Annotated in this window: 23 protein-coding genes and 1 tRNA gene; 21 read left to right on the forward strand and 3 right to left on the reverse strand. The window is 62.0% G+C overall.

From position 1 onward, the window contains the following. Position 1 precedes the first annotated feature (1 nt). Positions 2-1,033 carry a PilW family protein gene (locus AC27IQ_RS02920; protein WP_284430094.1) on the reverse strand — a complete coding sequence of 344 codons (1,032 nt, stop codon included), beginning with the start codon at positions 1,031-1,033 and terminating at the stop codon, positions 2-4. Further along, on the reverse strand, positions 1,030-1,674 hold the full coding sequence (gene pilV, locus AC27IQ_RS02925) for a type IV pilus modification protein PilV (protein ID WP_487088125.1): 645 nt from the start codon (positions 1,672-1,674) through the stop codon (positions 1,030-1,032). The genes AC27IQ_RS02920 and pilV overlap by 4 nt, the downstream gene beginning before the upstream one ends. A 170-nt stretch (positions 1,675-1,844) precedes the next feature. Here pilV and ribD point away from each other — a divergent pair, with 170 nt between their 5' ends. After that, positions 1,845-2,957: a bifunctional diaminohydroxyphosphoribosylaminopyrimidine deaminase/5-amino-6-(5-phosphoribosylamino)uracil reductase RibD gene (ribD, locus tag AC27IQ_RS02930; RefSeq protein WP_487088127.1), complete on the forward strand. Its 1,113-nt coding sequence runs from the start codon at positions 1,845-1,847 to the stop codon at positions 2,955-2,957. Between the two features lie 31 nt (positions 2,958-2,988). On the opposite strand, the gene AC27IQ_RS02935 is transcribed toward ribD, so the two are convergent. Beyond that, positions 2,989-3,264, reverse strand: coding sequence for a hypothetical protein (locus AC27IQ_RS02935; protein ID WP_284405983.1), 276 nt, complete (start codon positions 3,262-3,264; stop codon positions 2,989-2,991). 97 nt (positions 3,265-3,361) lie between these two features. Between AC27IQ_RS02935 and AC27IQ_RS02940 the strand changes: the two genes are divergently transcribed. From AC27IQ_RS02940 to AC27IQ_RS03035, 20 genes are all read left to right on the forward strand, one after another. Beyond that, entirely contained in the window at positions 3,362-4,522 is a 1,161-nt protein-coding gene (locus tag AC27IQ_RS02940; protein WP_487088089.1) for a pyridoxal phosphate-dependent aminotransferase, read from the forward strand. 121 nt (positions 4,523-4,643) lie between these two features. Further along, entirely contained in the window at positions 4,644-4,910 is a 267-nt protein-coding gene (gene rpsO / locus AC27IQ_RS02945) for a 30S ribosomal protein S15 (RefSeq protein WP_007849123.1), read from the forward strand. A 206-nt stretch (positions 4,911-5,116) separates the two neighbouring features. Next, positions 5,117-7,360 carry a polyribonucleotide nucleotidyltransferase gene (pnp, locus tag AC27IQ_RS02950; protein ID WP_284405986.1) on the forward strand — a complete coding sequence of 748 codons (2,244 nt, stop codon included), beginning with the start codon at positions 5,117-5,119 and terminating at the stop codon, positions 7,358-7,360. Positions 7,361-7,451: 91 nt separating this feature from the next. Next, entirely contained in the window at positions 7,452-8,444 is a 993-nt protein-coding gene (locus AC27IQ_RS02955) for an NAD(P)H-quinone oxidoreductase (protein WP_487088092.1), read from the forward strand. Continuing rightward, a complete protein-coding gene (tpiA, locus tag AC27IQ_RS02960; RefSeq protein WP_487088094.1) occupies positions 8,441-9,184 on the forward strand; it encodes a triose-phosphate isomerase in 744 nt (247 codons plus the stop codon). The genes AC27IQ_RS02955 and tpiA overlap by 4 nt, the downstream gene beginning before the upstream one ends. A 41-nt stretch (positions 9,185-9,225) precedes the next feature. After that, complete coding sequence (secG, locus tag AC27IQ_RS02965) at positions 9,226-9,600, forward strand: preprotein translocase subunit SecG (protein ID WP_284395671.1); 375 nt, start codon at positions 9,226-9,228, stop codon at positions 9,598-9,600. A 121-nt stretch (positions 9,601-9,721) separates the two neighbouring features. After that, positions 9,722-9,806: transfer RNA gene (locus tag AC27IQ_RS02970), tRNA-Leu, on the forward strand. Positions 9,807-9,878: 72 nt separating this feature from the next. Next, positions 9,879-10,238, forward strand: coding sequence for an NADH-quinone oxidoreductase subunit A (locus tag AC27IQ_RS02975; RefSeq protein WP_092744429.1), 360 nt, complete (start codon positions 9,879-9,881; stop codon positions 10,236-10,238). A 24-nt stretch (positions 10,239-10,262) separates the two neighbouring features. Then, the gene (locus tag AC27IQ_RS02980; RefSeq protein WP_007849129.1) at positions 10,263-10,742 is read left to right on the forward strand and encodes a NuoB/complex I 20 kDa subunit family protein; all 480 of its coding nucleotides are present in this window, start codon (positions 10,263-10,265) and stop codon (positions 10,740-10,742) included. A gap of 10 nt (positions 10,743-10,752) precedes the next feature. After that, positions 10,753-11,361 (forward strand): NADH-quinone oxidoreductase subunit C, encoded by a 609-nt coding sequence (locus tag AC27IQ_RS02985; protein WP_487088098.1) that lies wholly within the window; start codon positions 10,753-10,755, stop codon positions 11,359-11,361. A gap of 27 nt (positions 11,362-11,388) precedes the next feature. After that, on the forward strand, positions 11,389-12,642 hold the full coding sequence (locus AC27IQ_RS02990) for an NADH-quinone oxidoreductase subunit D (RefSeq protein WP_317359385.1): 1,254 nt from the start codon (positions 11,389-11,391) through the stop codon (positions 12,640-12,642). Then, positions 12,639-13,196 carry an NADH-quinone oxidoreductase subunit NuoE gene (gene nuoE, locus AC27IQ_RS02995; protein ID WP_487088100.1) on the forward strand — a complete coding sequence of 186 codons (558 nt, stop codon included), beginning with the start codon at positions 12,639-12,641 and terminating at the stop codon, positions 13,194-13,196. Before AC27IQ_RS02990 ends, nuoE begins: the two co-directional genes overlap by 4 nt. Beyond that, positions 13,193-14,548 carry an NADH-quinone oxidoreductase subunit NuoF gene (gene nuoF / locus AC27IQ_RS03000; RefSeq protein ID WP_487088102.1) on the forward strand — a complete coding sequence of 452 codons (1,356 nt, stop codon included), beginning with the start codon at positions 13,193-13,195 and terminating at the stop codon, positions 14,546-14,548. The genes nuoE and nuoF overlap by 4 nt, the downstream gene beginning before the upstream one ends. A gap of 15 nt (positions 14,549-14,563) precedes the next feature. Beyond that, complete coding sequence (gene nuoG, locus AC27IQ_RS03005; protein WP_487088104.1) at positions 14,564-16,702, forward strand: NADH-quinone oxidoreductase subunit NuoG; 2,139 nt, start codon at positions 14,564-14,566, stop codon at positions 16,700-16,702. Beyond that, the gene (nuoH, locus tag AC27IQ_RS03010) at positions 16,699-17,775 is read left to right on the forward strand and encodes an NADH-quinone oxidoreductase subunit NuoH (protein ID WP_272567990.1); all 1,077 of its coding nucleotides are present in this window, start codon (positions 16,699-16,701) and stop codon (positions 17,773-17,775) included. The genes nuoG and nuoH overlap by 4 nt, the downstream gene beginning before the upstream one ends. A gap of 12 nt (positions 17,776-17,787) precedes the next feature. Then, entirely contained in the window at positions 17,788-18,300 is a 513-nt protein-coding gene (gene nuoI, locus AC27IQ_RS03015) for an NADH-quinone oxidoreductase subunit NuoI (RefSeq protein ID WP_092744422.1), read from the forward strand. Positions 18,301-18,334: 34 nt separating this feature from the next. Further along, complete coding sequence (locus tag AC27IQ_RS03020) at positions 18,335-19,003, forward strand: NADH-quinone oxidoreductase subunit J (protein ID WP_487088107.1); 669 nt, start codon at positions 18,335-18,337, stop codon at positions 19,001-19,003. Further along, on the forward strand, positions 19,000-19,308 hold the full coding sequence (gene nuoK / locus AC27IQ_RS03025) for an NADH-quinone oxidoreductase subunit NuoK (RefSeq protein WP_005793248.1): 309 nt from the start codon (positions 19,000-19,002) through the stop codon (positions 19,306-19,308). The genes AC27IQ_RS03020 and nuoK overlap by 4 nt, the downstream gene beginning before the upstream one ends. 29 nt (positions 19,309-19,337) lie before the next feature. After that, positions 19,338-21,371: an NADH-quinone oxidoreductase subunit L gene (gene nuoL / locus AC27IQ_RS03030; protein WP_284411385.1), complete on the forward strand. Its 2,034-nt coding sequence runs from the start codon at positions 19,338-19,340 to the stop codon at positions 21,369-21,371. Between the two features lie 13 nt (positions 21,372-21,384). Further along, positions 21,385-22,860: an NADH-quinone oxidoreductase subunit M gene (locus AC27IQ_RS03035; protein WP_284395542.1), complete on the forward strand. Its 1,476-nt coding sequence runs from the start codon at positions 21,385-21,387 to the stop codon at positions 22,858-22,860. Positions 22,861-22,864 lie beyond the last annotated feature (4 nt).

Here is a 22,864-nt window from a genome sequence, read left to right on the forward strand (position 1 = left end):
GCTAATTGTCTTGTTGATAGTTGCGCAGGTGTACCGTGAATGTAACGGTTTGTCGCAATCTTCCATCGGATGACGTGAAAACGGTGCCTGGATCATTGGTGGCGTCTGCCAGGCCACTGCCTATCGCGCCAGAACTGGAACCTTTGGCAATACCCAGCGGATAGAGGGTTTGAGAGCTCTTGTCAATAGCCGAGCCGCTGGGGCCTCTGATAACCATGCCGATGCGCAGGCTCCTGACGCGTCGCCAATTGGAATAGCTGACGGCCGCATTTGACGTGTTGGTGATCTGGTCGGCCCTTAAATAACGCTCAGGCCCATTTTCTGGTGAACTTGCTGCACTTGCCGGCAAAGTGGCGTTGTTCGGGCCGATACCATCAACCCCGTAAAGCACCTGAAAGTTTTCCACGCCCCTGATCAAAGGCTCCGCTTCCAGAGAACCGGTTGAACCAATATGGGTGCACATGAGAGACGGCTCGCCGTCTTGTCCGATACCAACGTGCAATATGCTCAATATGCGGTCATATCGATCAACGGGTACCGCTGACGGTGCCACCCCCATGCAATCAATCATGGTTTGATCGGAAGTCGTGGCTGTCGGCACCAGTTGGCTGGTTTGATTTCTCAACACCAGAATATCACTGCCTGCACCTACGCCTGAGCCCCAATTGGAGCTTTCATCCCATGCGTCGGTTTCACTGCGTTTTTGGTTATTGATACCGTAAATGTTTGGCGGTGGATTCGATTCAATGCCAGCAGTACTATTGGGTACTGGAGTGGCCGCGTCTCTCACATCCTTATATCCCGCCTGTACGCCCAAGCGTTGAATCAGATCGACGGCAAATCTGCTGTTGTCTCGAAGTTGTGACGCTGCATCCACGCTGCTGAAGCCCTGCCTCGAAACGACCAATGCTGCTACTGCGACCAGCACAATCAGTAAGCTGATGACCATTGCCACCATCAGTTCGATAAGGGTTAAGCCCCTTTGCTGCCCCTTGGTTGCCAAATAATGTGGCATGTAGTTGTTTTTTTTCATATTGAACTGGCATTGCCACTGGTCACTGGGAAAATAATGTAGGGAACGCTTCCTGAGCTACTGGCCTGCTCCAATACGTCGTTTCCAGTTTTACTTCTATCAGTGGAATTGCGAGTCCATCCAATTTTTATCACGGCGATCTCATTCGCAGTGGCTCCGGATGAGGTACAGGCCCACTGGGGTATTCCATTGCTGTTGTACGGAGCACTGTCAAAACAGATAACTACGCGAGCTCCTGGCAGGGTGTTGTCTACCCGGGCGAGCCAATCCGTCATCTCGGCATTGGCAATATCAGTCGCTGATGTGCAACCCGTGGAAGCATTGCCCACGCTCAAGCAATACGATGGAGTGGCTGGCACCATGGACCCGCTCGACAGTGAAACAAGATACGGGTTATCGGCAGTTGTTGTCTTTACACCGATTTCTTTATTGCCCCGCATCATCTCCGCCAACTCTCTTGCCAACATCGCTGCTTGTGCTTGCAGTCGAGCCTCTCTATTGGATTGAAGGGCGAAAGCCTGCATGCCAACCAAGCCCAGCATGCCGAAAGACAGCACCATGATCGCGACCAAGACTTCAACCAAGGTGAAGCCCCGGGATTGCCTGATAGGTCGTGGACAGGAAAGGGTTTTGGCGGCCAACCTGGACGGTGGTAACAGGGCAGAGAATGTCATGTGCGAATGTTACGGAAGTCTCCTTCAGTTCGCCCGCCCCTCCTGTGCCGTTGGCTCCATAAGGCTGACCGTTTGGCGGCAGAATGGGCGGCTGTCCGCCAACCGTGGCATCCAAGACTGGAGTTTTCTCACGCCGTATGAACAAGTCAGCAGAGTCAAATTTCATGAGGAGGGCATTGGAGCTGGCGCAGCAAGGCCTCTTTCGAACCTCGCCCAATCCACGAGTCGGCTGCGTGATCGTCAATGCTTCTGGCACGGTGCTGGGCGAAGGATCTACACAGCCGGCAGGTCAGGCGCACGCTGAAATCATGGCGCTGCGCGATGCCCATGGGCGTGGGTTGTCGGTAGAAGGGGCCACTGCCTATGTCACTTTGGAGCCCTGTTCGCATCATGGGAGAACCGGTCCGTGCTGCGATGCTTTGGCTGACGCGGGATTGAGCAAGGTGTTTGCCTCTATCACCGATCCCAATCCCATGGTGGCGGGGCAAGGGGTGAGCAGATTGCGCGAGCGTGGCGTGGAAGTAGACGTGGGCCTTGAATCGCAAGCATCCCGCGAGTTAAACCTGGGCTTTTTCAGCCGCATGATCCGCCGACGCCCCTGGGTTCGCATGAAGGCAGCTGCCTCTCTGGATGGCTTGACGGCCTTGCATGGAGGTGAAAGCCAATGGATCACGTCGCCCTTGGCGCGCTCCGATGGCCATGCTTGGCGTGCGCGGGCGTGTGCGGTGTTGACTGGCATCGGCACCGTTCTGGCGGATGATCCACGGCTGGATGTCCGGGGGGTCGAGACTCTTCGCCAACCTGACCTGATTTTGTTGGACAGTCAGTTGAGGGTGCCATTGCACGCGGCCATTTTCAAAGCCGAGCGCCGGGTTTTTATTTACACGGCCATCCAAAACCCTGAAAAGGAGGCGTTACTCGCCTCACGAGGTGTCACCGTGCTGCATTTGCCCAATGCGGAAGGGCACATCGACCTGGCTGCCCTGATGTTGGATCTGGGTCGCCTGCAAATGAATGAAGTGCATGTGGAAGCGGGCAGCCAGTTGAATGGCGCGCTACTGCAAGCGGGGTTGGTGGACGATGTGCTGCTTTATCTGGCCCCCAAATTGTTGGGGCCTGGATTGGGCATTGCGCACCGGGTGGCATTGTCCAAGCTATCCGACGGAACCGACATGGCATTCCAATCGGTCGAGATAGTCGGCCCGGACCTGCGCGTGGTCGCGCGGCTGTCCGGCCACGCTGATTTTTAAGACCCGATTTTCGCTTTTGCTTTTTGAAGGCTCATGGCTTGGCATATCCAAGACACGCTCCGGCGTTCGGTCGCCCTTTGCATTCTCTGTACAGCCTGCGATCGCGTTCGGCAGTCGACTCTTCGGAGGTGCTTCGTGGAGTGGTCGTTTTCAACTTGACCGTATTCTTTCTTTTGTTGTCCTGCGCTGAATTCGAGGCATCGGTCGTTGTCGCTGCATGGGCCGCAAGCGTATTCATGCCGAGTGAGACTCCGGCGCAAAGCAGGAAGGCAAATCCTGCAAGGTGTTTGGCGGTTCGAGTGGGCATGGGTTCCTCCCTGGAATTTTGATTTCAGGATATTGTGGCGCAAGAGCATGGTGGAAGCCGCTACGATGCCCGCTGATCTTTTGCTCTGGAAGTTTCGATGCGCGCTACCGTCATCCACCTTGAAGAATCCAAAATCCGTGAAGTGGCCAACGCGGGAATGGGCCGCAGCGATGTGCTCGCTTTCTGGTTTGGCGAAAGCGATGAGGTCACCCCTGAGCCTGTGCGGCGGGCGGCCATGGAGTCTCTTGGGCGGGGAGAAACCTTCTACTCTCATAACCTGGGGCTGCCCGAGCTGCGCAGCGCGATCGCCTCGTACACGAGCGCATTGCATGGGCCGATCGCTGCAGACCGGGTGGCCGTGACCTCCGGCGGGGTGAGCGGGCTGATGCTGTCCATGCAAGCGTTGCTCGATCCTGGTGACGAGGTGGTGGCGGTGACGCCGGTGTGGCCCAACCTGACGGCGCAGCCCCAGATCATGGGCGCCCGGCTGCGATGCATTCCGTTGCGTCCCCAGCCGGGGGGCGCATGGGTGTTGGACATGGATGCGCTGCTGGCTGCCATCACCCCCTCCACTCGGTTGGTGATCGTGAATGCACCCAACAATCCCACGGGCTGGACGCTCACGCGCGACGAGCAGCGTCAAATCATTCAGCACTGCCGTACGACGGGTACGTGGATACTGGCCGACGAGGTGTACGAGCGGCTCTACTACGACGATCCGTCCCACTCGGTGTGCGCGCCCAGCTTTCTGGATCTGGCAGAGGCTGAGGACCGATTGGTCGTGGTGCAGAGCTTTTCCAAAAGCTTCCTCATGACTGGCTGGCGTCTGGGTTGGCTAGTCATGCCGGCGGAAATGACTCATCAAATTGGCAAACTCATCGAGTTCAATACCTCGTGCACCAGTGTCTTCACCCAGCAGGCGGGCATTGCGGCTTTGCAGCATGCGTCAGAAATCACGCCCCGTGTCGTCTCTCATCTTCAGGTGTGCAGGGATGCGTTGGTTCCCTTGCTGCAGGCGCTGCCGGGCATTGAGGTCGCCAGTCCGCGTGGCGGTATGTATGCGTTCTTTCGGCTGCCCGGCCAGGGCGACTCTCTGGATTTGGCCAAGCGGTTGGTGCGGGAAGCCGGTTTGGGGTTGGCACCGGGCAACGCGTTCGGTCTGGAGGCGCAAGGATGGTTGCGTTGGTGCTTCGCTTCCCGCGATCCTGAGCGGTTGGTGCAAGGGGTGCAACGGCTCAAAACCTGGCTCGGGGTATAATCGCAGAGTTTTGCATGGTGCAAGACGCACGCTTGTGGCCATTCCAGCCGCTTGCGCAAGTAAGACAGGGGCAGGGCAGCCACGCGCTGCAATCTCCGGCCCCGCAATTCAAGGAAAACCAATGATCGCATCCTCTATCAAGGCCGAAGTCGTCAAGGCCAACGCCCGTGCTGCCAACGATACCGGTAGCCCGGAAGTTCAAGTGGCCCTTCTGACGGCCCGTATCAACGAACTGACCCCTCACTTCAAGACCCATGCCAAGGATCACCACGGTCGCCGTGGTCTGCTGCGCATGGTGAGCCGCCGCCGCAAGCTGCTGGACTACCTGAAGGCGAAGGATGCTGAGCGTTACACGGCATTGATCGCCAAGCTGGGTCTGCGCAAGTAAGCGCATTCGCATGCCGAAACGCCTGGGTTAGCACGCTAGCTCAGGCGTTTTTTACTTCGGAGCCGCAAAACAGAGCGAAGCTGTGTCATTCCAATGGCCTTGTTCCATCGAGGAAAAGGGCCGGGCCACTGGAATGGCATCGTGTTCTGAATTGCACTCCTTTGCAGGCTGGTTCTGTGTAGCCAGCGATTAAAAATGGAGCAAACATGAGCATTTTCAACAAAGTCACCAAGTCCTTCCAATGGGGCGACAAGACCGTCGTCATGGAAACGGGCGAAATCGCCCGCCAGGCTTCCGGCGCCGTGCTGGTCAACATCGATGACACCGTCGTTCTGGCCACGGTGGTGGGCTCCAAGACCGCCAAGCCTGGGCAGGACTTTTTCCCCTTGACGGTGGATTACATCGAGAAGACGTACGCTGCTGGCAAGATCCCTGGCAGCTTCTTCAAGCGCGAAGCCAAGCCCAGCGAGCATGAAACGCTCACGAGCCGCCTGATCGACCGCCCAATCCGCCCTCTGTTCCCCGAAGGCTTCTTCAACGAAGTGCACGTGGTCATCCATACGGTGTCGCTGAATCCTGAAGTGGATGCGGACATCGCCGCCATGATCGCCGTGAGCGCTGCGCTCTCCATCTCCGGCATCCCGTTCAACGGCCCGATCGGTGCGGCTCGCGTGGGCTACATCAATGGCGAATATGTGCTGAACCCCGGCCAGACGGCCCGCAAGAATTCCCAGATGGACCTCGTGGTGGCCGGCACCGAAGCTGCCGTGCTGATGGTCGAATCGGAAGCGCAGCAGTTGTCCGAAGAGATCATGCTGGGTGCCGTGGTGTTTGGCCATGAACAAGGCAATATCGCGATCAACGCGATCCACGAACTGGTGCGCGATGCTGGCAAGGCCGTCTGGGACTGGCAGCCGCCAGCCAAGGATGAGTCCTTCATCGGCAAGGTCAACGCCCTGGCGGAAGAAAAGCTGCGCGCGGCTTATCAGATCCGCAGCAAACAGGCTCGCACGCAGGCCTTGCGCGAAGCGACGGCTTCGGTGCTGTCGGCTTTGAAGGCAGAGGGCGCCGAGTTTGACGCGGTCAAGGTCGAGGGCTTGTTGTTTGACATCGAAGCCAAGATCGTTCGCAGCCAGATCCTGGCGGGCGAGCCCCGCATCGACGGCCGCGACACCCGCACGGTCCGCCCCATCGAAATCCGCAATGGCGTGCTTCCCCGCACCCACGGGTCCGCCCTGTTCACGCGCGGTGAAACCCAGGCGCTGGTGGTTTCCACGCTGGGCACCGAGCGGGACGCCCAGCGCATTGACGCACTGGCAGGCGAGTACGAAGACCGTTTCATGATGCACTACAACATGCCTCCCTTCGCCACGGGCGAAGTGGGCCGCATGGGTTCGACCAAGCGCCGCGAAATCGGCCACGGCCGTCTGGCCAAGCGCGCGCTGGTGGCGGTGCTGCCGACCAAGGAAGAGTTTCCCTACACGATGCGTGTCGTGTCTGAGATCACTGAGTCGAATGGCTCCTCTTCGATGGCTTCGGTGTGCGGCGGCTGCCTGTCGCTGATGGATGCCGGCGTGCCGATGAAGGCGCACGTGGCGGGTATCGCCATGGGTCTGATCAAGGAAGACAACCGTTTTGCCGTGCTGACCGACATCCTGGGCGATGAGGATCATTTGGGCGACATGGACTTCAAGGTGGCTGGCACCACGGGTGGCATCACTGCGCTGCAGATGGACATCAAGATCCAGGGCATCACCAAGGAAATCATGCAGGTCGCGCTGGCCCAGGCCAAGGAAGCGCGCCTGCACATCCTGGGCAAGATGCAGGAAGCCATGGGCGAGGCCAAGACCGAGGTCAGCAACTTCGCACCGAAGCTGTTCACGATGAAGATCAACCCTGAGAAGATCCGTGACGTGATCGGCAAGGGCGGTGCGGTGATCCGTGCCCTGACGGAAGAAACCGGCACGCAGATCAACATCGACGAAGACGGCACCATCACGATCGCGTCCACCGACAGTGCCAAGGCAGACGAGGCCAAGCGCCGCATCGAGCAGATCACGGCGGAAGTCGAGATCGGCAAGATCTACGAAGGCCCCATCGTCAAGATCCTGGACTTCGGCGCATTGATCAACTTGCTGCCCGGCAAGGACGGTCTGTTGCACATCAGCCAGATCGCTCACGAGCGTGTCGAGAAGGTGACCGACTATCTGACCGAGGGCCAGATCGTCAAGGTCAAGGTGCTGGAGACGGACGAGAAGGGCCGCGTCAAGCTGTCGATGAAGGCTTTGGCTGATCGCCCCATGGGCGACAGCGGCGGCCGTCCTGCACCTGCAGAGCGGGGGGAGCGCTCGGACCGTGGCGAGCGCCGTGAGCGCCGCGACGGTGCCGATCAGCAGCAACAGCAACAGTCCCTGGCTTCCGGCGAGTCGTCGGGTCAGATGGACGCCTGAGTCCCAGCACGATTGAAATGAGCGCTGCCGGCGCGGGCTTTGTCTGCGCCGTCGCGGTATTCATCTCGACTTTTGTAGCAAGGTGATGGCTATGCGTGTGGTGGAAATCGAAAGCCCGGGCGGCCCCGAGGTTCTGCGTCTGGCAGAGCGTCCGGTGCCCGAGCCAACCCGGGGGGAGTTGCTCATTCGGGTCGCGGCCAGCGGCATTAACCGGCCCGACGTTCTGCAGCGCAAGGGGCACTACGCCCCGCCGCCGGGTGCGTCGGATTTGCCGGGGCTCGAGGTGGCAGGGGTAATCGAGCGGGGCGATCGGGCTGCGATGGACAAGGTCGGCCTCAAGGTGGGGGACCGCGTCTGCGCGCTGGTCGCTGGCGGTGGTTACGCCGAGTACTGCGTAGCACCCGTTGAACAATGTTTGCCCGCGCCGGACGGTTTCACCGACGTCGAGGCGGCCTCGCTGCCGGAAACGCTTTTCACCGTATGGAGCAACGTGTTCGACCGCGGCCGCCTGCAATCCGGTGAAACGCTGTTGGTGCAGGGTGGAAGCAGCGGCATCGGTGTGACGGCCATTCAATTGGGGCGTGCATTCGGCGCCACGGTCATCGTCACGGCCGGCAGCGATGAAAAATGCGCGGCCTGCCTGGAAATCGGTGCACATCACGCCATCAACTACAAGACCCAGGACTTCGTCGCAGAGGTGCAGCGCATCACTGGTGGCAAGGGGGTGGATGTGGTGCTGGACATGGTCGCAGGCGATTACGTCGCCCGCGAGATCGAGTGTCTCGCCGAGGATGGGCGCTTGGTGATCATTGCCGTTCAGGGGGGCATCAAGGCCGAGTTGAACGCGGGTCTCGTGCTTCGCCGCCGTCTCACCGTCACCGGCTCCACGCTGCGGCCTCGGTCCGTGGCGTTCAAAGGCGCGATTGCCCGTGCCCTGCGCGAGCAGGTGTGGCCGCTGCTGGCATCCCGCAAGGTTCGCCCGATCGTGCACAGCACGTTTGCCGCGGCGGAGGCTTCCAAGGCGCACGCGCTGATGGAGTCCAGCCAGCATGCAGGGAAAATTGTTTTGACGTGGACCGCATGAAAAAGAAATTGATTGCCGGGAACTGGAAGATGAATGGCAGCCTGGCTTCCAATCAGGCTTTGGTGAACGCGTTGCGCGAAGGCATGGGGCAACCCGGCTGCGAAGTGGCGGTGGCGGTGCCTGCGCCTTACCTGGCGCAAGTGCAGGCCTTGGCCGACGGCTCCGCTGTTGCAGTCGCCGCGCAGGATGTGTCGGCGCACGAGTCCGGCGCCTACACTGGGGAGGCCTCTGCCGCCATGCTGCTGGAGTTCGGGGTGCGCTACGTGTTGGTGGGGCATTCCGAGCGGCGCCAGTACCACGGTGAAACCGACGAGGTGGTCGCGGCCAAGGCGCAGCGTGCGCTGGCGGCGGGCATCACGCCCATCGTCTGCGTCGGAGAAACGCTGGCAGAGCGTGAGGCGGGGCAGACGCAGGCCGTCGTCAAGCGCCAGTTAGCGGCCGTGGTGCACGCGAACGGGCACTGCATCAGCGAGATCGTCGTCGCCTATGAGCCCGTTTGGGCGATCGGTACGGGCCGCACCGCCACGCCCGAGCAGGCGCAGGAGGTCCATGCGGTGCTTCGCGCCCAATTGGCGGCGGCAAGCCCTCAGGCGGATCGCATCCGTTTGCTGTACGGCGGAAGCATGAACGCGGCAAATGCCGCCCAGTTGCTGGCCCAGTCTGATATTGACGGCGGTCTGGTGGGTGGGGCGTCGCTCAAGGCCCAGGACTTTTTGCAAATCATCGCCTCAGCGCAATAAAGACGCCGGCATACAGCTATCAAATTAGGAGTGAATAGAGAATGAATGCGCTTGTGAATGTGATTTTGGCGGTGCAGATCCTGGCTGCGCTGGGGATGATCGGTTTGATCTTGATCCAGCATGGCAAGGGTGCGGACATGGGGGCTGCCTTCGGCAGTGGAAGTTCTGGCAGCCTGTTCGGCGCCAGCGGCAGTGCCAATTTCCTGTCGCGCAGCACCGCAGTGCTGGCAGGGGTGTTCTTCGTGGCGACTCTGGCGCTGGCGTACTTTGGCAATGTCCGTCCCGCGGGTGTTGGCAGCGTGCTGGAAGTGCCTGGGGTGGTGGCGCCTGCTCAGCCTGCTTCCGGCGCGGCTTCCGAAGTGCCTTCGGTGCCCGTGGTGCCTGCCTCCGGCGCTGGGCAGATCCCTACCAAGTAAGAAGAAAAGCGCAAAATTTGATCCTGCTCCTCGGAGCAGGGTTTTTCCGGAGTAGAATCCCGGATTGTCTGGAAAGCCAAAAACCCAACGGGTTCCTCATGCCATCCAGATGCATAAATCAGCCGTCGTGGTGAAATTGGTAGACACGCTATCTTGAGGGGGTAGTGGCGAAAGCTGTGCGAGTTCGAGTCTCGCCGACGGCACCAAAACAAAAGCCCATCCAACACGCCCATCTTGGGGCGTCTGGGTGCAGCTTCAGCGGTGAGCACATCCTCCAGATGAACCTCGATCAGTACCTCCCCGTTCTTTTGTTCATCTTGGTCGGCATCGGTGTCGGCGTCGTCCCGCTGGTGCTGGGCTATGTCCTCGGCCCCAATCGCCCGGATGCGGCCAAAAACTCCCCCTACGAATGCGGTTTCGAGGCCTTCGAAGACGCGCGCATGAAGTTCGATGTGCGCTACTACCTCGTTGCCATCCTCTTCATTCTTTTTGATCTGGAAATCGCCTTCCTGTTTCCGTGGGCGGTTTCGCTCCACGAGGTGGGGCTGACGGGTTTCATTGCCGTTGTCATCTTCCTGGCCATCCTCGTCGTGGGCTTTGCCTACGAGTGGAAAAAGGGTGCCCTGGATTGGGAATGACCGGTCTTCACAAGGAATGACACGATGATTGAAGGCGTGATGAAGGAAGGCTTCATCACCACCAGTTACGACTCGGTGGTGAATTGGGCCAAGACCGGCTCGCTGTGGCCCATGACCTTTGGTCTGGCCTGCTGTGCGGTGGAGATGATGCACGCCGCGGCGGCGCGTTACGACATCGGCCGTTTCGGTGCCGAGGTGTTTCGCGCCAGTCCGCGCCAGTCCGATCTGATGATCGTGGCCGGCACGCTGTGCAACAAGATGGCGCCGGCCCTGCGCAAGGTGTACGACCAGATGTCCGAGCCGCGCTGGGTGCTGTCCATGGGTTCGTGCGCCAATGGCGGTGGCTACTACCACTACAGCTATTCGGTGGTTCGCGGCTGCGATCGCATCGTTCCGGTGGATGTGTACGTGCCGGGTTGTCCGCCCACGGCCGAGGCGCTGATCTACGGGATCATCCAGCTTCAGCAGAAGATCCGCCGCACCAATACCATCGCTCGCGTCTGAAGGGTTGACGATGACTGCCTTTGCTATTCGACCCGAAGCACTTCGGGACGCGATTGCCGCTGCGCTTGGCGACAAAGTGCGCCAGCTTTCGGTGGCGCTGGATGAGGTGACCCTGGTGGTTTCCGCGACGGACTATCTGGCGGCCATGCAGTTGCTGCGTGATGCGCCGGGCTGCCGCTTCGAACAGCTGGTCGACCTGTGCGGCGTGGACTACTCCTCGTATGGCGACGTCGGCGTGGAGGGGCCGCGCTACTGCGTGGTCTCGCACCTGCTGTCGGTCAGCATGAACCAGCGCGTGCGGGTGAAGGTGTTCTGCCCGGATGACGATTTTCCGGTCGTGCCGTCGGTCTCGGACCTCTGGAACTCTGCCAACTGGTACGAGCGCGAGGCGTTCGACCTGTACGGCATCGTGTTCGACGGGCATAGCGACCTGCGCCGCATCCTTACCGACTACGGCTTCATCGGGCACCCCTTCCGCAAAGATTTTCCGTTGTCCGGGCACGTGGAAATGCGCTACGACGCCGAGCAGCGCCGCGTTGTCTACGAGCCGGTCACGATCGAGCCGCGCGAGATCACGCCCCGCATCATCCGCGAAGAAAAGTACGGAGGCCTGCACTGAGGCGCCCGCGCCGAAAAGTGATCCACCATGGCTGAAATCAAGAACTATTCCCTGAACTTCGGGCCGCAGCATCCGGCCGCACACGGTGTGCTGCGTCTTGTGCTCGAGCTGGACGGCGAAGTCGTGCAGCGTGCCGACCCCCACATCGGCCTGCTGCACCGCGCCACCGAAAAGCTGGCCGAGCACAAGACCTTCATCCAGTCGCTGCCCTACATGGACCGCCTGGACTACGTCTCGATGATGTGCAACGAGCACGCCTACTGCCTGGCCATCGAGAAGCTGCTGGGGCTGGACGTGCCCGTGCGTGCGCAGTACATCCGGGTGATGTTCTCCGAGATCACGCGCCTGCTGAACCACCTGATGTGGCTGGGTTCGCATGGCAACGACTGCGGCAGCTCCACCATCCTGATCTATACCTTCCGCGAGCGCGAAGACCTGTTCGACATGTACGAGGCGGTCTCCGGCGCGCGCATGCACGCGGCGTACTTCCGTCCGGGTGGTGTGTACCGCGACCTGCCGGATTCGATGCCGCAGTACAAGGCCAACAAGATCCGCAACGCCAAGGCGATCGAGGCGCTGAACCAGAACCGCAGCGGCTCCCTGCTGGACTTCATCGACGACTTCACCCAGCGGTTCCCGAAGTGCGTGGATGAATACGAAACGCTGCTCACCGACAACCGCATCTGGAAGCAGCGCACGGTCGGCATCGGCGTCGTGACGCCGGAGCGCGCCCTCAATCTGGGCATGACCGGCCCGATGATACGCGGCTCGGGCATCGCATGGGATCTGCGCAAGACGCAGCCCTACGACGTCTATGACCGCATGGACTTCGACGTGCCGGTGGGCAAGACAGGCGACTGCTACGACCGCTATCTGGTGCGTGTGCAGGAGATGCGCCAATCCAACCGCATCATCAAGCAGTGCGTGGACTGGCTGCGTGCCAACCCCGGCCCGGTGATCACGGACAACCACAAGGTGGCGCCTCCTTCGCGTGAATCCATGAAGTCGAACATGGAGGAGCTGATCCACCATTTCAAGCTCTTCACCGAAGGTTTCCGCGTGCCCGAAGGCGAAGCGTATGCGGCCGTGGAGCATCCCAAGGGCGAGTTCGGCATTTACCTGGTGAGCGACGGCGCCAACAAGCCCTACCGCCTGAAGATCCGCGCGCCCGGCTTTGCCCACCTGGCCACCTTGGACGAAATGGCCCGTGGCCACATGATCGCCGATGCCGTGGCCATCATTGGCACGATGGATATCGTGTTCGGGGAGATTGACCGATGAATACCGAAACGAAGACGATGGTGCCCGCCGCGTCCCAGATCACCGACGCGACGCTGGCGCGCTTTGCGCGCGAAGTGGCGAAGTACCCCGCGGAACAGAAGCAGTCGGCCGTCATGGCCTGCCTGGCCATCGTCCAGCAGGAACTGGGCTGGGTCAGCACCGAGAACGAGGCCGTGATCGCGAGCTACCTGGGCATGCCCCAGATCGCGGTGCACGAAGTCACCACGTTCTACAACATGTACAACCAGCAGCCGACGGGCAAGTACAAGCTCAACGTCTGTACCAACCTGCCGTGCCAGCTGCGCGATGGCCAGAAGGCGCTGCATCACCTGGAAAAGAAACTGGGCGTGGCCATGGGCGAGACCACGGCCGATGGCCTGTTCACGCTGCAACAGTGCGAATGCCTCGGTGCCTGCGCCGATGCGCCCGTGATGCTGGTCAACGACCGCACCATGTGCAGTTTCATGGACAACGACAAGCTCGATCAGCTCGTGGATGGCCTGCGCCAAGCCGAAGGCGTGGCATCCGCGGCCCGGGCGGAAGGGCAAGCATGACCACCGCTGCGCAGATCCTGTCGCAATTTCAGGCGACGGGCGTTCAAACCTGCTTCCACGACCGCCACATCGATCCGCAGATTTATGCGGGCCTGGATGGCACCAACTGGAGCCTCAAGGACTACGAGGCACGCGGTGGCTATGCCGCCCTGCGCAAGATTCTGGAGCAGGGCGAAGGCGTGGGCCTCACCCAGGACCAGGTCATTGCGACCGTCAAGGAATCGGGCCTGCGTGGCCGTGGCGGTGCGGGCTTTCCCACCGGCCTCAAGTGGAGCTTCATGCCCCGCTCGTTCCCTGGCCAGAAGTACCTCGTCTGCAATTCCGACGAAGGCGAACCGGGCACCTGCAAGGACCGCGACATCCTGCAGTTCAACCCGCACATCGTCATCGAAGGCATGATCATCGCGGCTTACGCGATGGGCATTTCCGTGGGTTACAACTACATCCACGGCGAAATCTTCCAGACCTACGACCGCTTCGAAGAAGCGCTCGAAGAAGCACGCGCGGCGGGCTACCTGGGCGACAGGATCCTGGGTAGCGCCTTCAGCTTCCAGCTGCATGCCGCCCATGGATTCGGTGCCTACATCTGCGGCGAGGAAACCGCATTGCTGGAGTCGCTCGAAGGCAAGAAGGGCCAGCCGCGCTTCAAGCCGCCATTCCCTGCGAGCTTCGGCCTCTACGGCAAGCCCACCACGATCAACAACACCGAAACGTTTGCCGCGGTGCCCTGGATCATTCGCAACGGCGGTGCGGCCTATCTGGCCTGCGGCAAGCCCAACAACGGCGGCACCAAGATCTTCTCGGTTTCCGGCGACGTGGAAAAGCCCGGCAACTACGAAGTGCCCATGGGCACTCCGTTCGCCAAGCTGCTGGAACTGGCGGGTGGCGTGCGCAAGGGCCGCCAGCTCAAGGCCGTGATTCCCGGCGGATCGTCCGCTCCGGTGCTGCCAGCGTCCGTCATCATGGAATGCACGATGGACTACGACTCCATCGCCAAGGCCGGCTCCATGCTGGGCTCGGGCGCCGTGATCGTGATGGACGATTCGCGCAGCATGGTGGAGAGCCTGTTGCGCCTGTCGTATTTCTATTCGCATGAATCGTGCGGACAGTGCACACCGTGCCGCGAAGGCACCGGCTGGATGTGGCGCGTGATCGACCGCATCCAGCACGGCGAAGGCCGCGACGGCGATCTGGACTTGCTCAATTCAGTGGCCGACAACATCCAGGGCCGCACCATCTGCGCCCTGGGCGATGCCGCCGCCATGCCGGTGCGCGCCATGATCAAGCACTTCCGCCCGGAATTCGAAGCGCTGATCCGCAACAAGACCCCTCAGGCGTCTGCCTCTGCCTGATCGCGAGAAAAGCATATGGTTGAAATCGAACTGGACGGGCAGAAGGTAGAAGTCGCCGAGGGCTGCATGGTGATGCATGCAGCCGAGAAGGCGGGTACTTACATTCCCCATTTCTGCTATCACAAGAAGCTTTCCATCGCCGCCAATTGCCGCATGTGCCTGGTGGACGTGGAGAAGGCGCCCAAGCCGATGCCGGCCTGCGCTACGCCCGTGACGCAAGGCATGATCGTGCGCACCAAGAGCGACAAGGCCATCAAGGCCCAGCAGTCGGTCATGGAGTTCCTGCTCATCAATCACCCGCTGGACTGCCCGATCTGCGATCAGGGCGGCGAGTGCCAGCTGCAGGATCTGGCGGTGGGCTACGGCGGCTCTTCTTCGCGCTACGAAGAGGAAAAGCGTGTGGTGTTCCACAAGGACGTGGGTCCCCTGATCTCCATGGAGGAGATGACCCGCTGCATCCATTGCACCCGCTGCGTGCGCTTCGGCCAGGAAGTGGCCGGCGTGATGGAGCTGGGCATGATCCATCGCGGCGAGCATTCCGAGATCACCACGGTGCTGGGCGATACGGTCGACTCCGAGCTGTCGGGCAACATGATCGACATCTGCCCTGTGGGCGCGCTGACCAGCAAGCCTTTCCGCTACAGTGCCCGGACCTGGGAGCTGTCGCGCCGCAAGTCGGTGAGCCCACACGACTCCACCGGCGCCAATCTCATCGTCCAGGTGAAAAACCACAAGGTGATGCGCGTCGTTCCCTTCGAGAACGAAGACGTCAACGAGTGCTGGATCGCCGACCGTGACCGCTTCTCCTACGAAGCCCTCAACGGAGACGAGCGCCTGACGCGCCCGATGCTCAAGCAGGGCGGCCAGTGGAAGGAAGTCGACTGGCAGACCGCGCTGGAATACGTGGCCAATGGGCTGCAGGGCATCCGCACCGACCATGGTGCCGAGAGCATCGGCGCTCTGGTGAGCCCGCACAGCACGCTGGAAGAGTTGTTCCTCGCCGGCGCGCTCGTGCGCGGCATCGGCAGCGACAACATCGACCACCGCCTGCGCAATGCCGAGTTCACCGAGGCCGATGGGATCCATTGGCTGGGCACGAGCATCGCTTCGCTGTCCTCGCTGCAGTCGGTGCTGGTCGTGGGCTCGAACCTGCGCAAGGACCACCCGCTGTTCGCCCAGCGCATCCGCCAGGCTGCACGCAAGGGCTGTACCGTGAGCGCCCTCAACGCCGCGGCCTACGACTGGGCCATGCCCGTGGCGCAGTCCATCGTGGCGCCAGCCCAGGACTGGGCTGCGGTCCTGGCCGATGTGGCTGCCGCCGTGGCGCAGGACCGCGGCGTGGCTGCCCCCGTGGCCACCGGCCGTGTGACCGAAGCCTCTTCCGGCATGGCCCGTGCATTGGCTTCGGGCGAAGGCCGAGCCATCCTGCTGGGCAATGCCGCTGCGCACCATGCCCAGGCCTCGAGCCTGCTGGCGCTGGTCCAGTGGATCGGTGCCCAGACGGGCGCGGTGGTGGGCTACCTCACCGAAGCCGCCAACACGGTGGGCGCGCAGTTCGTTGGCGCACAGCCGCAGAAGGGCGGCCTGAACGCCGGCCAGATGCTGGCGGGCGGTCTCAAGGCGGCGCTGCTGCTGAACACCGAACCCGTCCATGACTCCGCCGCAGGTGCACAGGCAGCGGCTGCGCTGTCAGGTGCCGAGATGGTCGTGACGATGAGCCCTTTCAAGGCCAACATGGAATTCAGCGATGTGCTGCTGCCCATCGCGCCGTTCACCGAAACCTCGGGCACCTTCGTCAATGCCGAAGGCCGCCTGCAAAGCTTCCATGCCGTGGTCAAGCCGCTGGGCGACGCCCGTCCCGCGTGGAAGGTGCTGCGGGTGCTGGGCAACCTGCTGGGTGTGCAGGGCCTCGACTTCGAGACCTCTCAGGACGTGCTGGCGAAAGCCACGGGTGCGACGGTGACCTCTCCGCTGGCCCAGCTGCCTGCCGAACGCCTGAGCAACAGCACGCGCGCCGCCATCGCCGTGCCCGCCGATGCGGGTGCCGCTCCGGTCGTGGCCAGCATCTACCAGCTCGACGGGCTGGTGCGCCGTGCGCCGTCGCTGCAGTTGACGGCCGATGCACGCCGCGCCGCTGAAGGAGTTGCCGCATGATCGACGCGCTGTACAACGGCGGCCTGCACCTGTTCGCCCAGTCCTGGTGGACGGCGGCGGTGTGGCCGGTGATCTGGAACCTGATCAAGATCGTGGCCATCGTGGCCCCCCTGATGGGCGCCGTGGCCTACCTCACGCTGTGGGAGCGCAAGCTGCTCGGCTTCATGCAGGTGCGCCATGGTCCCAACCGGGTTGGCCCATTCGGGCTGCTGCAGCCGCTGGCCGACGGCCTCAAGCTGTTGACCAAGGAAATCATCCAGCCAACGGCGGCCAGCAAGGGCCTGTTCGTGCTCGGCCCGGTCATGGCCATCATGCCCGCGCTGGCGGCCTGGGTGGCGATTCCGTTCGGTCCGGATGTGGCCCTGGCCAACGTGAATGCCGGTCTGCTGCTGGTGATGGCCATCACCTCCATCGAGGTGTACGGCGTGATCATCGCCGGCTGGGCTTCCAACTCCAAGTACGCCTTCCTGGGTGCGCTGCGCGCCTCCGCCCAGATGGTGAGCTATGAAATCGCGATGGGTTTCTGTTTCCTCGTCGTCATCATGGTGTCGGGCAGCATGAACCTGACCGAAGTCGTGATGGGACAGGGCGCCGGCATGGCCGCCGCGAAGGGCTTTGGATTCCTGTCGTGGAACTGGCTGCCGCTGCTGCCGATCTTCATCGTCTACCTCATCTCGGGCGTGGCCGAAACCAACCGCCACCCCTTCGATGTGGTCGAAGGCGAGGCCGAGATCGTGGCCGGCCACATGGTCGAGTACTCGGGCATGGGCTTCGCCATCTTCTTCCTGGCCGAATACGCCAGCATGTGGCTCGTGTCCATCCTGGCCGTGCTCATGTTCCTGGGCGGCTGGCTGTCGCCGGTGGCGGCGCTGGACTTCATCCCCGGATGGATCTGGCTGGGCCTCAAGACCTTCCTCGTGGTGTCCATGTTCATCTGGATCCGCGCGACCTTCCCGCGCTTTCGCTATGACCAGATCATGCGGCTGGGCTGGAAGATCTTCATTCCGGTCACGCTGGTGTGGCTGCTTATCGTTGGCGCGTGGCTGCACTCGCCATGGAACATCTGGAATTGAGCGGGGACACCGATGACTGCTGTTGCTGCTACTGCATCCTTTTCGATCAAGGATTTTTTCAAGAGCTTCATGCTGGTGGAGCTGGTCAAGGGCATGGCCCTGACGGGTCGCTACGCGTTTCGGCGCAAGGTGACCGTTCAGTTCCCCGAAGAGAAGACGCCCCTGTCGCCCCGGTTCCGCGGCCTGCACGCGCTGCGTCGCTACGACAACGGCGAAGAGCGTTGCATCGCCTGCAAGCTCTGCGAAGCCGTGTGCCCGGCACTGGCGATCACCATCGAGTCCGATGTGCGTGCGGACGGTTCGCGCCGCACCACGCGCTATGACATCGACCTGACCAAGTGCATCTTCTGCGGCTTTTGCGAAGAAAGCTGCCCGGTCGACTCCATCGTCGAGACGCAGATCCTGGAATACCACGGCGAAAAGCGCGGCGACCTGTACTTCACCAAGGACATGCTCCTGGCCGTGGGGGACCGCTACGAGGCCGAGATCGCTGCAGCCAAGGCGGCCGACGCCAAGTACCGCTGAGCGCGGCTCCAGAACCCCTACAAAGACCCGATTCATGGACGCCAAGACTGGTTTCTTCTATCTGTTCTCGGTCGTGCTGCTCTTTGCAGCCTTCCGGGTCATCACCGCGCGCAACCCTGTGCATGCGGTGCTGTATCTCATCCTCGCGTTTTCGCAGGCGGCCGCCATCTGGCTGCTGCTGAAGGCGGAGTTCCTCGCCATCGCCCTAGTGCTGGTGTACCTCGGCGCGGTGATGGTGCTCTTCCTCTTCGTGGTGATGATGCTGGACATCCACATCGACTCCATCCGGCAGGGCTTCTGGCGGCACTTTCCGCTGGCGGCTTTCGTCGGCGCGCTGATCGCCCTGGAAATGGCGGCCGTGCTGATGGGGGGCTTCCGCGGCATGGATGAGCCCAAGGCGGTGGCGGCCGTGGTCGATGCGGCGGGCCATGTGCTGCCTTACTCGAACACCAAGGCGCTGGGCAAGCTGCTCTACACCGAGTACCTGTACCCCGTCGAGATCGCAGCGGTCATCCTGCTGGTGGCGATGATCGCGGCCATCGCGCTCACCCTGCGCCAGCGCAAGGACAGCAAGGCGATCAACCCATCGCAGCAGATCCGTGTGCGCGCCAGCGACCGTGTGGAGCTGGTGAAGGTCGCCGCGACGCAAAAGCCTGCAGAGGAAGCAGCGGCGACGCCCGCTGCCGAGGAGAAGAAGGCATGACATTGACCCTGGGCCATTTCCTGTCGCTGGGCGCGATGCTGTTCGCGCTCGCCGTCATCGGCATCTTCCTGAACCGCAAGAACCTGATCGTGCTGCTGATGGCGATCGAGTTGATGCTGTTGGCCGTGAACATGAACTTCGTCGCGTTCTCGCACTACCTGGGCGACATGCACGGCCAGGTGTTCGTGTTCTTCATCCTGACGGTCGCCGCGGCAGAGTCGGCCATCGGCCTCGCGATCCTGGTGCTGCTGTTCCGCAACAAATCCAGCATCAACGCGGAAGACCTCAACACCCTCAAGGGTTGAGTCGCCGGTACTAGCCAAGGTCTTCAAGAATGAGCCAAACCCTTTCTGCTTCGACACTGCTGGCGGTGCCCATGGCACCGCTGGTGGGATCCGCCCTGGCGGGTATCTTCGGCACCGCCTTCGGCGGCAACCGGATCGGCCGGCGGCTGAGCCACACGCTGACCATTCTCGGCGTGCTGGCGGCCTTCGTCCTCTCCGCCATGACGCTCAAGAGCGTGGCCATGGATGGCGCGCGCTTCAACGAAACGCTCTACACCTGGATGGTGGTCGGCGGCCTCAAGATGGAGGTCGGCTTCCTCGTGGACAGCCTCACGGCCATGATGATGTGCGTGGTGACCTTCGTGTCGCTGATGGTGCACATCTACACGATCGGCTACATGGAAGAAGACGACGGCTACAACCGTTTCTTCGCCTACATCTCGCTGTTCACCTTCTCGATGCTGATGCTCGTCATGAGCAACAACCTGCTGCAGCTGTTCTTCGGCTGGGAAGCGGTGGGCCTGGTGTCGTACCTGCTGATCGGCTTCTGGTTCAACAAGCCGACCGCAATCTTCGCCAACATGAAGGCGTTCCTGGTGAACCGCGTGGGCGACTTCGGTTTCATCCTGGGCATCGGCCTGATCGCGGCGTACACCAACACGCTGAACTACAGCGAGATCTTCGGCAAGGCGGGTGAGCTGGGCGCACTGTCGTTCCCGGGGACCAGCTGGATGCTGATCACGGTCATCTGCATCTGCCTGTTCATCGGTGCCATGGGCAAGAGCGCGCAGTTTCCGCTGCACGTCTGGCTGCCGGACTCGATGGAAGGCCCGACGCCCATCTCCGCGCTGATCCACGCCGCCACCATGGTGACGGCCGGCATCTTCATGGTGTCGCGGATGTCGCCGCTGTTCGAACTGTCGGACACCGCGCTCAACTTCATCCTCGTGATCGGTGCGATCACGGCGCTGTTCATGGGCTTTCTGGGCATCATCCAGAACGACATCAAGCGCGTGGTGGCCTATTCCACGCTGTCGCAGCTGGGCTACATGACGGTGGCGCTCGGTGCCTCCGCCTACTCGGTGGCGGTGTTCCACCTCATGACGCACGCGTTCTTCAAGGCGCTGCTGTTCCTCGGCGCGGGCTCGGTCATCATGGGCATGCACCACAACCAGGACATCCGCTGGATGGGCGCCGTGCGCAAGTACATGCCCATCACCTGGATCACGTCGCTGCTGGGTTCGCTGGCACTGATCGGCACGCCGCTGTTCTCGGGCTTCTATTCCAAGGACAGCATCATTGAGGCTGTGCATGCCAGCACGCTGCCGGCCGCCGGCTTCGCCCACTTCGCCGTGCTGGCGGGCGTGTTCGTCACCGCGTTCTATTCGTTCCGCATGTACTTCCTGGTCTTCCACGGCAAGGAACGCTACGACCAGAACCCGGATGCGCACCACGACGACCACCACGCCCATGACGACCACCACGGCCATGGCCACGATGCCAAGCCGCACGAGTCGCCCTGGGTCGTCACCGTGCCGCTGATCCTGTTGGCCATTCCTTCGGTGGTCATCGGCTTCCTGTTCATCCAGCCCATGCTGTTCGGCGACTTCTTCAAGGACGTGATCTTCGTCGACGCCGCCAAGCACCCCGCGATGGCGGAACTGGCGGAAATTTTCCACGGCCCCGTGGGCATGGCGCTGCACGGCCTGCAGACCGCACCGTTCTGGCTGGCACTGGCCGGCGTGGCGGCGTCCTACTACATGTACATGGTCAATCCGGCCCTGCCGGCCGCGATCAAGCGCATCTTCCATCCGATCTACGTGCTGTTCGAGAACAAGTACTACCTCGACTGGATCAACGAAAACATCATCGCGCGGGGTGCCCGCGCGCTGGGTACCGGCCTGTGGAAGGGCGGCGACCAGGCCGTGATCGACGGGGCGCTGGTCAACGGCTCGTGGAAGCTGGTGGGCCGCGTGGCGGGGGTAGTGCGCTGGTTCCAGACGGGCTACATCTACCACTACGCGCTGGTCATGATCCTGGGCATCTTCGCGCTCATGACGTACTTCGTGTGGCTCAACAAGTAGAGGGAAAACAAAAATGGGTTTGTTGAGTCTTGCCATCTGGGTGCCGATCGCGTTTGGCGCCCTGCTGCTGGCCTTTGGCCGCGATGAGCACGCACGCGCCGTGCGCTGGCTGGCCCTGATCGGGTCGCTGGTGGGTCTGGCCGTCACGCTGCCGCTGTACGGCGGCTTCGAGGCCACGTCCGCCGCAGCGCAGTTCGTCGAGAAGGTGCAGTGGATCGAGCGCTTCAACGTCCACTATCACCTGGGTGTGGACGGCATCTCGTTCTGGTTCGTACCGCTCACGGCGTTCATCACGGTGATCGTGGTGATCGCGTCGTGGGAGTCGATCACCGAGCGCGTGAACCAGTACATGGGCGCGTTCCTGATCCTCTCGGGCCTGATGATCGGCGTGTTCAGCGCGCTCGATGGCCTGCTGTTCTACGTGTTCTTCGAAGCCACGCTGATCCCGATGTATCTGATCATCGGCATCTGGGGCGGCCCCAACAAGATCTACGCGGCGTTCAAGTTCTTCCTGTACACGCTGCTCGGCTCGCTGCTGATGCTGATCGCGCTGATCTACCTGTACAACCAGTCTGGTGGCAGCTTCGACATCGCCACGTGGCACCAGCTGCCGCTGTCGGCCCGTGCGCAGACCCTGCTGTTCTTCGCCTTCTTCGCCGCGTTCGCGGTGAAGGTGCCGATGTGGCCGGTGCACACCTGGCTGCCCGACGTGCACGTGGAGGCCCCCACCGGCGGCTCCGCCGTGCTGGCCGCCATCATGCTGAAGCTGGGTGCCTATGGTTTCCTGCGCTTTTCCATGCCCATCGCCCCCGACGCCGCGCGCGAATGGGCCTGGCTGATGATCGCGCTGTCGCTGGTGGCCGTGATCTACGTGGGCCTGGTGGCGATGGTGCAAAAGGACATGAAGAAGCTCGTGGCGTATTCGTCGGTGGCGCACATGGGCTTCGTGACCCTGGGCTTCTTCATCTTCAACGACCTCGGCGTGTCGGGCGGGCTGGTGCAGATGATCGCCCACGGCTTCGTGTCGGGCGCGATGTTCCTGTCGATCGGCGTGCTGTACGACCGGGTGCATTCCCGTGAGATCGCGGCCTATGGCGGCGTGGTCAACACCATGCCCAAGTTTGCGGCCTTCGCCCTGCTGTTCGCCATGGCCAACTGCGGCCTGCCGGGCACGGCCGGTTTCGTGGGCGAGTGGATGGTGATCCTGGGCGCCGTTAAGGCCAACTTCTGGATCGGCCTGGCCGCGGCCACGGCGCTGATCTTCGGCGCGGCCTACACGCTGTGGATGTACAAGCGCGTCTACCTCGGCCCCGTGGCCAACGACCACGTGAGGGACCTCAAGGACATCGGTGCTCGCGAGTTCCTGGTGATGGCCGTGCTCGCGATTGCCGTGCTGTACATGGGGCTGTACCCCCGTCCCTTCACCGACGTGATGGATGCTTCGGTGGCGCAGCTGCTCAAGCACGTGGCGCTGTCCAAGCTCAACTGACCAG

Source organism: Acidovorax sp. KPB24-07, from assembly GCF_057543315.1.